Origin of the sequence: Pantoea pleuroti, from assembly GCF_014156615.1 — a bacterium.
In the GTDB taxonomy this organism is placed as follows: Bacteria; Pseudomonadota; Gammaproteobacteria; order Enterobacterales; family Enterobacteriaceae; genus Pantoea; species Pantoea agglomerans.
Window position 1 is genome coordinate 79,647 of sequence record NZ_SBFD01000009.1, and the last position, 11,843, is coordinate 91,489.

An 11,843-nucleotide genomic window follows, 5' to 3' on the forward strand; every position below is an offset into this window, starting at 1 on the left:
GCAGGAGATGAGTTCAACACCGAAAGTCACCGCCATGCAGGTTATTCCGGTCGCAGGCTACGACAGCATGCTGCTGAACCTCAGCGGCGCTCACTCGCCATTCTTTACCCGCAACATTGTGATTATCAAAGATAATGCCGGACACACCGGCGTCGGAGAAATTCCGGGTGGCGAAAAAATCCGCCAGACGCTGGAAGATGCGGCGTCGCTGGTGATTGGCAAAACCGTGGGCGAATACAAAAACATTCTCAGCCTGGTGCGCAGCACCTTCGCCGACCGCGATGCCAGCGGGCGCGGCACCCAGACCTTCGATCTGCGCACCACTATTCATGTGGTGACCGGCATTGAAGCGGCGCTGCTCGACCTGCTGGGTCAGCATCTGGAAGTTAATGTGGCCTCGCTGCTGGGCGACGGACAGCAGCGCGACCGCGTTGAGATGCTCGGCTATCTGTTCTACATCGGCGACCGCCGCAAAACGTCCCTCTCTTACCAGAGCCAGGAGAGCGATCCGTGCGACTGGTATCGCCTGCGCCACGAAGAGGCGCTAACCCCGGAGACGGTGGTGCGACTGGCGGAAGCGGCGTATGAGAAATATGGCTTCAACGATTTCAAACTCAAAGGTGGCGTGCTGCGCGGCGGCGAAGAGGCCGAAGCGGTCACTGCGCTGGCCAAGCGTTTTCCTGAAGCCCGTATCACCCTTGATCCCAACGGGGCCTGGTCGCTCAACGAAGCGATCATGCTCGGCAAACAGCTCAAAGATGTGCTCGCCTACGCAGAAGATCCCTGTGGCGCGGAGCAGGGCTACTCCGGCCGTGAAGTGATGGCGGAGTTCCGCCGCGCCACCGGCATGCCAACCGCCACCAATATGATCGCCACCGACTGGCGTCAGATGGGCCATACCCTGTCGCTGCAGTCGGTGGACATTCCGCTGGCGGATCCGCACTTCTGGACCATGCAGGGTTCGGTGCGGGTAGCACAGATGTGTCACGACTTCGGCCTGACATGGGGCTCGCACTCCAATAACCACTTCGATATTTCGCTGGCGATGTTCACCCACGTCGCCGCTGCCGCGCCGGGCGCGATCACCGCCATTGATACCCACTGGATCTGGCAGGAGGGCAATCAGCGCCTGACCAAAGAGCCATTCCAGATCAAAGGCGGCATGGTGCAGGTACCGCAGAAGCCCGGTCTCGGTGTCGAGCTGGATATGGATCAGGTGATGCAGGCCAACGCGCTCTATCAGAAGCAGGGGCTGGGCGCGCGTGACGATGCCGAAGCGATGCAATTTTTAGTGCCGGGATGGACCTACGACAACAAACGTCCCTGCCTGGTACGTTAACCTTTTCGGCTCCCCACGGGGAGCCATCGTCACAGGAGTTTAACCATGAGTAATGCAGCCTGGCCAAATGGATTTCGTCGTCGTTTGTTAGCGGGTGAAACCCTGATCGGCAGCTGGTGTGCGCTTGCCAGCCCGATTTCTACCGAGATTTTAGGGCTGGCCGGTTTTGACTGGCTGGTCCTGGATGGCGAACACGCGCCCAACGATATCACCACGTTTGTGCCGCAGTTGATGGCGCTTAAAGGCAGCCACAGTGCACCCGTGGTGCGTCCGCCCTGCAACGAGCCGGTGATCATTAAGCGTCTGCTGGATATCGGTTTTAACAACTTCCTGGTGCCATTTGTCGAGACCGAAGAGGAAGCAGTGCGTGCCGTCGCATCAACGCGCTATCCGCCAGCCGGCATTCGCGGTGTCTCGGTTTCGCACCGCAGCAACATGTACGGCACCCTGCCGGATTACAACAGCACCATCAATGACAACGTCACGGTGCTGGTGCAGATCGAAACCCAGCAGGCGGTCGACAACATTGACGCCATCGCGGCGGTTGACGGTGTCGACGGTATTTTTGTCGGGCCGGGCGATCTCTCTGCTGCGCTGGGCTATCTCGGTCAGCCCGCCCATCCTGAAGTGCTGAAAGTAATTAAACACATTTTTGAACGCGCCAAAGCCGCCGGTAAGCCGAGCGGCATTCTGGCACCGGTGGAAGCGGACGCGCGTCGTTATCTGGAGTGGGGTGCCACTTTTGTCGCCGTCGGCAGTGATGTCGGTATGTTCCGCAACGCCTCTCAGGCGTTATGCGACAAATTTAAGCGCTAATCAATTAAGGGGAAACGCAATGAAAATTGGATTTATCGGCCTGGGTATTATGGGCAAACCAATGAGTAAAAATCTGGTGAAAGCCGGTTATTCGCTGGTAGTGCGCGATCATAATGCTGACAACGAAGCGGAACTGACTGAACTGGGCGCGACCGTGGCGAAATCGCCAAAAGAGGTGGCTGAGCAGTGCGATGTGGTGATTACCATGGTGCCCAACTCGCCGCAGGTCATCGAAGTCTGTCTGGGTAAAAATGGCATTATCGAAGGGGCGAAGCCAGGCCTGGTAGTCATCGACATGAGCTCCATTGCGCCGCTGGCGAGCCGTGAAGTCCATGATGCGCTGGCAGAAAAAGGGATCAAAATGCTGGATGCGCCAGTCAGTGGCGGTGAACCCAAAGCGATTGAAGGCACGCTCTCTGTGATGGTTGGCGGTGATAAAGCGGTGTTCGATACCTGCTACGACATCATGAAATCAATGGCGGGATCGGTGGTGCATACCGGCGACATCGGTGCGGGTAACGTGACTAAGCTGGCCAATCAGGTGATTGTGGCGCTGAATATTGCGGCGATGTCCGAAGCGTTATCACTGGCGACCAAAGCGGGTGTAAATCCGGATCTGGTCTATCAGGCGATTCGTGGCGGCCTGGCGGGCAGTACGGTACTGGATGCCAAAGCGCCCATGGTGATGGATCGCAACTTCAAACCCGGCTTCCGTATTGACCTGCATATCAAAGATCTGGCGAACGCGCTGGATACCTCGCACAGCATCGGCGCGCATCTGCCGCTGACGGCGGCGGTGATGGAGATGATGCAGGCGCTGCGTAACGACGGACAGGGTAGCGCCGACCATAGCGCGCTGGCCTGCTATTATGAGAAGTTAGCGAAGGTTGAAATCGCCCGCTAAAACCCGGTGTCGGTCTCTGCGGAAACCGGACTGGTTCAGAGCCGTTTCAATTACTCAACTGCGCTCGGATTGCCTATGAAAATCGTAATCGCACCGGATTCATATAAAGAGAGTTTATCCGCCCTGGATGTGGCATCGGCGATTGAAGCGGGTTTCCGTGACATCTTTCCCGATGCGCATTACGTGAAAATACCGGTCGCCGACGGCGGAGAAGGAACGGTAGAAGCGATGGTGGCGGCGACGAAGGGAAAAATCGTCAGGCTGAAGGTGACGGGGCCGCTGGGAACACAGGTCAGCGCCTTCTATGGCCTGTCCGGTGATGAGTCCACCGCCTATATCGAAATGGCCGCTGCCAGTGGACTGGAGCGGGTGCCTGCATCGCAGCGTGACCCGCTGATAACGACCTCATTTGGCACCGGCGAGTTGATCAGACATGCGCTGGATAAGGGGGTCGGCCATATCATCATTGGTATCGGCGGCAGCGCCACCAATGATGGCGGAGCCGGCATGATGCAGGCGCTGGGCGCCCGGCTGCTGGACGCCCAGGGCTGCGAGATCGGTCACGGTGGCGGTGCGCTCGCCGATCTTGCCAGCATTGATATTGACGCGCTGGACGCCCGCATTCATCAGTGCCGCATTGAAGTGGCCTGTGACGTCACCAATCCGCTGACGGGCAAAGAGGGTGCATCGGCCATTTTCGGCCCGCAGAAAGGGGCGACACCGGCGCTGGTGCAGCAGCTCGATCAGGCGCTGGCCCATTACGCCGCGATAATTCACCGCGATCTCGATATTGATGTGCTGCATATTCCGGGCGGCGGCGCAGCGGGCGGTATGGGGGCGGCGCTGCACGCCTTCTGTCATGCGGAGCTGCGGCGCGGCATTGAGATTGTTACTGAGGCGCTGGGGCTGGCTGAACAGGTAAAAGATGCTGACCTGGTGATTACCGGTGAAGGGCGTATCGACAGCCAGAGTATTAATGGCAAGGTGCCGATCGGCGTCGCCAGCGTGGCAAAGCGCTTTAATAAGCCGGTGATTGGCATCGCCGGAAGCCTGACGGCCGATGTCGGCGTGGTGCATCAGCACGGGATCGATGCGGTATTCAGCGTGCTCTACAGCATCTGTACCCTGGATGAGGCACTCGCCAGCGCCGGAAAGAATGTTGAGATGACGGCGCGTAATGTGGCAGCCACGTTAAAGCTGGCCGGGTTTAACTAACTCCCAGCATTACCCGGCCACTCAACATGGGCCGGGTTTAACTAACCAATAGCCTTACCCAATCCCTAACAGCTGTCGGGCTTCTCGGGCGACGTTCTCCATCTCATCCTGCAGCTCCAGCAGTTCCGGCTCCAGCGCAGCGATATCGCTGGCCTCAAGCAGCTCTCTTTCCAGCTGATGGCAGAGTTGCTTCATGCGCGGCACGCCGCTGTAGCTGGCACTGCCGTGCAGCTTGTGAATAATCTCACGCAGGGCGTTGACCTCATTGGTCGACATAAACTGCGCCATCTTCGCATGCACTTCCGGCAAAAATTCCAGCAGCATCCGCAGCAGATCGCGCGCCAGATCGGCTTTGTTCGCCGCCTGTCGCAGCGCCAGTTGCCAGTCCAGCGTGGGTAATATTGGCAGCAGCTCCGGCACGGTGACCACCGGAGGTGGCGTATAGCGCGCCAGCAACTGTCTTAACTTGCTCTCATCAATCGGTTTGGCAAGATAGTCATTCATGCCCGCCTTGATCAATTGTTCACGTTCACCATCAATCGCATGGGCGGTGACCGCCACAATCGGTGTACTGGCATGATGCGGCATGCTGCGGATAATTTCGCTGGCGCGAATGCCATCGATGTCCGGCATCTGAATATCCATCAGAATCACATCCAGCGACTGCTGACGTGCTTCACGGATGGCATGTTCGGCGCTGCTGCACAGCAGGATGTTCTGCACCTGCTCCTCCAGCAGCGCGCCAATCAGCTTGAGGTTGGCGGGGTTATCATCCACCGCCATCACCGTCAGCGGCAGCCGGGGTGAAAGCGGCAGTTCGCTGATCTGACGGGTATGCATATCCAGTAACATCGGCAGGAGTCGCGTCAGGGAGATCGGTTTAGCGATACAACCGTCGATGCCGCGTACCTTCAGCTCATCCGCCAGCAACATCATCGGGCTGGGGAGCGCCATCAGCACGTTGTCGGCCCGATCCAGCAGCGCATTAATCATGCGTTCATTGAGCAGCTCGGGCTGACTGATGTCGACCGGCATCGCCATCAGCAGCAGCGGATAGTGAGACGCTTTTAAACCCTCCAGCGTTTCGCTGTAATCGATCTGCAATGGTGTGGCGCTCAACATCTCCAGTGCTGCGCTGGCAACGTTAGCATCCGCTTCAACATAGGCAATGCGCGCATGTGACAGCGCATCGAGCACGCGTGGCATGCCGGGCGCATTGGGATTGAGATCCAGCTGCACGCGAATCACAAAGGTGGAGCCCTTGTCCGGCTGACTGCTGAAGGTGATTTCGCCGCCCATCTCCCGCACCAGTTTCTGGGTGATCACCAGCCCCAGCCCGGTCCCCCCATGACGGCGTGAAATGCTGGCGTCAGCCTGACGGAACGCCTGGAACAGCTGTGTCTGTTGCTGCTCAGAGATGCCGATGCCGCTATCTTCAACCTGAATCTCCAGCTCGACGCGCGTCTGTGTGATCACCCGCTGTCCGACGCGCAGGCCGATATACCCTTTCTCGGTAAACTTGATGGCGTTGCCGATCAGGTTAATCAGAATCTGTTGCAGGCGCAGCGCATCGCCAATCACGTTGTCCGGCACGCTGCTGTCACACACCACCGTCAGCTCCAGCCCTTTGTCATGCGCCGACGGAGCCAGCAGCACCAGCGTTTCATCCAGTGTGGCACGCAGCGGGAAGGGGATCGCCTCCAGCATTAGTTTGCCCGCTTCCAGCTTTGAGAAATCGAGCACGTCATTGATAATACTGAGCAGGTTATTGGCTGAACGTTCAATGGTCTGCATATAGTCGCGCTGGGTGGTGCGCAGCTGGGTTTTCAGCATCTGCCGGGTAAAGCCCAGCACGCCATTAAGCGGCGTCCGCAGTTCATGCGACATATTGGCCAGAAACTCAGATTTGATGCGCGCCGCTTCCTGGGCGCGTTTCTTCGCCAGATCCAGCTCAACGTTCTGAATCTCCAGCTGTTCCAGCGTCTCTCGCAGATCGTAGGTCGCCTGATCGATATTGTGCTGCATCTCTTCGTGATAGGCGGTCAGCGACATCGCCATCGCATTAATCCCGTTTTTCAGAATGCTGAGCTCACCCAGCATGTATCCCTCAACGCGGCTGTCGAGCTGGCCGCGACGGATGCGGTCAACGGTGGTGACCATATTGCGGATCGGGCCGGTGACATCACGCATCAGACGATAGGCAAACAGCATGGCCAGGCAGAGGCAGAAGAGCAGCATCAGCGTGGCGACAAACACCTCTTTGTACTGCTGCAGGCGCACCGACTGCAGATCCAGTTCTATCGCCACGTAGCCCAGCGGATTGCCCGACGGCTTGGCATCTTCGTCCGGCAATTCATCCACATCGTAACGCTCGGTGGTGATCGGTGTGCGCAGAATCAATACGTTGCCGTGACGCTCCATTGAGACATCGTCGGGCAGGGCGCGGATATCATCCTGTTGCAGCAGGCTGAGGTTCTGCTTGTGATTGGAGGTGACGTAGAGCTGGTTGTGATTATCAAATACCGAGATCGCCCGGACGATGCCGGAATGGCGGCGGTGCAGCAGGCTGACCAGTTCACGCATGGCGTCACGATTGTGCCAGGTCATGCTGTATTCGCTGGAGATCGCCAGCGGTTCAATGATATTGGCTCCGGCATCGATAACCTGGCGCTGCAGTTCATTGTAGCGGTGTACCACAAAAAATGAGCTGAGCAGCAGGCCAACCATCAGCGTGGGTGCCAGAATTAAAATCATCATTCGCGCCCGCAGGCTGTATTTGGTCATAATAGTCGCCTGGCTACTCCGGCATTAACGTCCCTGTGCATGCTGTCGGCAAAACAATGCAGGTCGTTTTCGATAAAGAGAATTAATAACACTATGGCGCAATTTTACGTTGCAAAACAGCGCGTGACGACGCAACAACGGATTACCGTCACCATTGAGGCGCTCGATCCGTTCGGACAAGGTGTGGCGCGTCACAAGGGCAAAACCCTTTTTGTCGCCGGTGCCCTGCCTGGGGAACAGGCGGAGGTCATGCTGACAGAGGATAAACGTCAATTTGCCCGGGCGAAAGTGACACGACTGATTAGCCGCAGTCCGGCGCGCGTCACGCCGCGCTGCCCACATTATGAACGCTGCGGCGGCTGCCAGCAGCAGCATGCCGATGTGGCGCTGCAACAGCAGAGCAAAGCCCAGGCGCTGAGCCGGATGCTGCGCCAGGTCGCCGCACAAGATGTGGCGGTGGATGAGGTGATCGCCGGTCAGCCCTGGGGCTATCGTCGTCGCGCCCGTCTGGGGCTGCAATGGCAAAATAAGGCGCAGCGGTTGCAGATGGGGTTCCGTCAGGAAGCCAGCAACGATCTGGTCGATATTCAGCAATGCCCCATTTTAGTGCCCGAACTTGAGGCTTTACTGGTTCCATTGCACCAGTGTCTCAGTGACTTACGCGCCGTCAGGCGTCTCGGGCATGTGGAGCTGGTGCTGGCAGACAACGGGCCGCTGATGATTCTGCGCCATCTTGATGCGCTGCATGCGGATGACCGTGAAAAACTGGAACAGTTTTCGCATAAGCATGAGCTGATGCTGTTCCTGGATGCGGGCGAGGAAGAATTGAGTGCGTTAAGTAAGTCGACGCCGTTTTATCAATCTCACCAGCTTAAGCTAACCTTCAGCCCACAGGATTTTATTCAGGTTAACGACAGTGTTAATCAGCAGATGGTCGCGAAGGCAATTGCCTGGCTCGATCTGCAGCCGGAAGACCGGGTGCTGGATCTGTTTTGCGGCATGGGAAACTTCACACTTCCTATAGGAATCTTCGTACATAATGTGGTTGGTGTGGAGGGGATTGCAGCATTAGTGCGGCAGGCAGCGTATAATGCTGATTTGAATAATCTTAAAAATGTCAGTTTCTTTCAGCATAATCTGGAAGAAGAAGTGTCGCGCCAGCCGTGGGCGGCACAGGGATTTAACAAGGTATTACTCGATCCGGCACGCGCCGGGGCTGCGGGCGTAATGGCGCATGTGGTTAAACTTGCACCAGATCGCGTGGTCTATGTTTCGTGTAATCCCACCACACTCGCCCGCGACAGCCAGACATTGCTGTCGGCAGGCTACCAATTGGAAAGGGTCGCGATGCTGGATATGTTCCCACATACCCGTCATCTCGAATCCATGGTGCTGTTCAGAAAAACATAAGCGATGTATGTCGTTGTGCAGGAGAGGTTATGGTTGCGGTCAGAAGTGCGCATTTAAATACTGAGGGGGATTTCGCCCTCGACCAGTGGATCGCCAGTCTCGGTATTGCCAACCCGCAATCATGTCAACGTGTGGCCGAGACCTGGCGCTACTGCGAAGCGCAGACGCAGGGCCATCCTGATCAGTCGCTGCTGCTGTGGCGCGGTATTGAGATGGTTGAAATCCTCTCAATGCTCAGCATGGATATCGAAAGCCTGTGTGCGGCGCTGATTTTCCCGCTGGCTAACGATGAAGTGGTGAGTGAAGAGGAGCTGGAAACCGCCGTCGGCAAAGGCATTGTCTCGCTGGTACACGGCGTGCGCGATATGGACGCCATCCGCCAGCTGAAAGCGATCCACAACGACTCCATGGCCTCTGAACAGGTGGATAACGTCCGCCGCATGCTGCTGGCGATGGTGGAGGATTTCCGCTGCGTAGTGCTGAAGCTGGCTGAACGCATCATGAACCTGCGCGAAATGAAAGATGCGCCGGAAGATGAGCGGGTACTGGCCGCCAAAGAGAGCACCAATATCTATGCGCCACTGGCCAACCGTCTCGGTATTGGTCAGCTCAAATGGGAGCTGGAAGATTACTGCTTCCGCTACCTGCATCCCGACGAATATAAGCGCATCGCTAAATTACTGCACGAGCGGCGTATTGACCGTGAGCAGTACATCGAAAACTTCGTCAGTAATCTGCGCAAAGAGATGGTCAAAGAGGGCGTGCGCGCTGAAGTCTATGGCCGTCCGAAACATATCTACAGCATCTGGCGCAAGATGCAGAAAAAATCGCTGGCCTTTGATGAGCTGTTTGACGTACGGGCGGTGCGCATCGTCGCCGATCGCCTGCAGGATTGCTACGGTGCGCTGGGTACGGTGCATACGCTCTATCGCCATCTGCCCAGCGAGTTTGATGACTACGTCGCTAACCCCAAACCCAACGGCTACCAGTCGATTCATACGGTGGTGTTAGGGCCGCAGGGCAAAACGGTGGAAATCCAGATCCGTACCCGCCAGATGCATGAAGATGCTGAGCTGGGCGTGGCGGCGCACTGGAAATATAAAGAGGGGCCAACTTCCAGCAGCGCGCGTGGCGCGGCCGGTCATGAAGAGCGGATCGCCTGGCTGCGTAAGCTCATCAGCTGGCAGGAAGAGATGGCGGACTCCGGCGAGCTGCTGGAAGAGGTCCGCAGCCAGGTGTTCGATGACCGGGTCTACGTCTTTACCCCGAAAGGCGACGTGGTGGATCTGCCCGCTGGATCGACGCCGCTCGACTTTGCCTATCATATTCACAGCGACATCGGTCACCGTTGCATCGGCGCGAAAATCGGTGGCCGTATCGTGCCGTTCACCTACCAGCTGCAGATGGGCGATCAGGTTGAGGTGATCACCCAGAAGCAACCGAACCCGAGCCGCGACTGGCTCAATCCGAATCTGGGCTACATCACCACCAACCGTGGGCGCTCGAAGATCCACAACTGGTTCCGCAAGCAGGATCGCGACAAGAATATTATCGCCGGACGGCAGATTCTGGATAACGAACTGAATCAGCTGGATATCAGCCTGCGTGAAGCCGAAAAACTGCTGCTGCCGCGCTATAACGTCACCTCGCTTGAAGAGCTGCTGGCGGCGATTGGCGGCGGCGATATTCGTCTTAACCAGATGGTTAACTTCCTGCAGGCGAAGCTGAACAAGCCGAGCGCCGAAGAGGAAGATCGCGAAGCGCTGCGCCAGCTGACCCAGAAATCGTACACTCCCTCTTCACGCAAAGAGAGCGGACGCGTCGTCGTGGAAGGCGTGGGCAACCTGATGCACCACATTGCCCGCTGCTGCCAGCCGATTCCGGGGGATGATATTGTCGGCTTCATCACCCAGGGGCGCGGCATCTCTATTCATCGCGCCGACTGCGACCAGCTGGCTGAACTCATTTCGCATGCGCCGGAACGTATCGTCGATGCGGTGTGGGGCGAAAGCTACTCCAGCGGCTACTCGCTGGTGGTGCGCGTGACCGCCAACGATCGCAGCGGCTTACTGCGCGACATCACCACCATTCTCGCTAACGAGAAAGTGAATGTCCTGGGCGTCTCAAGCCGCAGCGACACCAAAAAACAGCTGGCGACCATCGACATGGATATCGAGATTTACAACCATCAGGTACTGGGACGTGTCCTGGCGCGTCTGAACCAGGTCTCTGATATCATTGACGCCCGTCGCCTGCACTGATATTCAGTCAGGCACTGAGGCAACCGGCAGCAGGAGGTTGCGCAGGCGTTTTCTGCACCACCAGACACGGCCGGACGCTATTCACGGCGTCCGGCCGTGTTGTACGCTTTGCCTCTTCGCCCGTTGCCTGTCATCTCACTAATCAAGGATCCTCCTGAATGAACGCTATTGAGCGCCTGCTTGGCATAATGAAAACCCTGCGCGATCCACAGAATGGCTGTCCGTGGGATCGTGAACAGACCTTCGCCACCATCGCGCCCTATACGCTGGAAGAGACCTACGAAGTGCTGGACGCTATCCAGCGCGAAGATTTTGACGATCTGCGCGGTGAGCTGGGCGATCTGCTGTTCCAGGTGGTGTTCTATGCGCAGATGGCCAGCGAACAGGATCGCTTTAATTTTGAGGATATCTGCCACGCAATCAGCGACAAGCTGGAGCGCCGCCATCCACACATTTTTGGCGATGCCACAGCAGAAACCAGCAGCGAAGTGCTGAAAAACTGGGAAGCGATAAAAACCGCTGAGCGGGCTGACAAAGCCCAGCATTCGGCGCTGGATGATATCCCTAAGGCTCTGCCCGCACTGATGCGCGCCCACAAGATTCAGAAGCGTTGTCACAATGTCGGATTCGACTGGACCACGCTGGGACCGGTGGTGGCTAAAGTGCATGAAGAGATTGATGAAGTGATGCACGAGGCGCAGCAGAGTGTGGTGGATGGTGAGAAGCTGGAAGAGGAGATTGGCGACCTGCTGTTCGCCACGGTTAACCTGTCGCGCCATCTGGGCAGCAAAGCAGAAACCGCGCTGCAAAAGGCCAACGACAAGTTTGAGCGCCGCTTCCGCGAAGTCGAAGCGATCATCGCTGCACAGGGGTTAAGTATGCCGGGTGCCACGCTGGAGCAGATGGAAGCCGCCTGGCAGCAGGTGAAACGGGGCGAGAAGCGCTGATTATTCCAGCGCTGTGCATAAAGTCACCGCTTTCGCTTACTCGATTCAGCCTGACGGCAACTTTGTGACGCACGTCAACATTTCATTGGCGGCTATCGGCTATGTTAGCCGCAGCAATGCGTTGGAGGATGGCGGTGATTCATCAATTGTGGCTGATAGCGGTTTCC

Annotated in this window: 8 protein-coding genes; 7 read left to right on the plus strand and 1 reads right to left on the minus strand. The window is 57.4% G+C overall.

All coding sequences use genetic code 11. The features are described 5' to 3' along the window. Nucleotides 1-7: 7 nt before the first annotated feature. The 4 genes from gudD to EPG66_RS18515 all read left to right on the plus strand — a co-directional run bounded on the left by gudD (nucleotide 8) and on the right by EPG66_RS18515 (nucleotide 4,274). Nucleotides 8-1,339 (plus strand): glucarate dehydratase, encoded by a 1,332-nt coding sequence (gene gudD / locus EPG66_RS18500; protein WP_010248587.1) that lies wholly within the window; start codon nucleotides 8-10, stop codon nucleotides 1,337-1,339. Nucleotides 1,340-1,384: 45 nt separating this feature from the next. Next, complete coding sequence (gene garL / locus EPG66_RS18505; RefSeq protein WP_033769945.1) at nucleotides 1,385-2,155, plus strand: 2-dehydro-3-deoxyglucarate aldolase; 771 nt, start codon at nucleotides 1,385-1,387, stop codon at nucleotides 2,153-2,155. 19 nt (nucleotides 2,156-2,174) lie between these two features. Then, a complete protein-coding gene (garR, locus tag EPG66_RS18510; RefSeq protein ID WP_010248583.1) occupies nucleotides 2,175-3,059 on the plus strand; it encodes a 2-hydroxy-3-oxopropionate reductase in 885 nt (294 codons plus the stop codon). Between the two features lie 75 nt (nucleotides 3,060-3,134). Then, nucleotides 3,135-4,274, plus strand: coding sequence for a glycerate kinase (locus tag EPG66_RS18515; RefSeq protein WP_031594087.1), 1,140 nt, complete (start codon nucleotides 3,135-3,137; stop codon nucleotides 4,272-4,274). Nucleotides 4,275-4,328: 54 nt separating this feature from the next. On the opposite strand, the gene barA is transcribed toward EPG66_RS18515, so the two are convergent. Beyond that, nucleotides 4,329-7,058: a two-component sensor histidine kinase BarA gene (gene barA, locus EPG66_RS18520; RefSeq protein ID WP_031594086.1), complete on the minus strand. Its 2,730-nt coding sequence runs from the start codon at nucleotides 7,056-7,058 to the stop codon at nucleotides 4,329-4,331. A 93-nt stretch (nucleotides 7,059-7,151) separates the two neighbouring features. Between barA and rlmD the strand changes: the two genes are divergently transcribed. From rlmD to mazG, 3 genes are all read left to right on the plus strand, one after another. Then, nucleotides 7,152-8,468 (plus strand): 23S rRNA (uracil(1939)-C(5))-methyltransferase RlmD, encoded by a 1,317-nt coding sequence (rlmD, locus tag EPG66_RS18525; protein ID WP_039389342.1) that lies wholly within the window; start codon nucleotides 7,152-7,154, stop codon nucleotides 8,466-8,468. A gap of 29 nt (nucleotides 8,469-8,497) precedes the next feature. Continuing rightward, complete coding sequence (relA, locus tag EPG66_RS18530) at nucleotides 8,498-10,729, plus strand: GTP diphosphokinase (protein ID WP_010248576.1); 2,232 nt, start codon at nucleotides 8,498-8,500, stop codon at nucleotides 10,727-10,729. Nucleotides 10,730-10,887: 158 nt separating this feature from the next. Further along, nucleotides 10,888-11,676, plus strand: coding sequence for a nucleoside triphosphate pyrophosphohydrolase (gene mazG / locus EPG66_RS18535; protein WP_064703516.1), 789 nt, complete (start codon nucleotides 10,888-10,890; stop codon nucleotides 11,674-11,676). The last annotated feature ends 167 nt before the right edge of the window (nucleotides 11,677-11,843 follow it).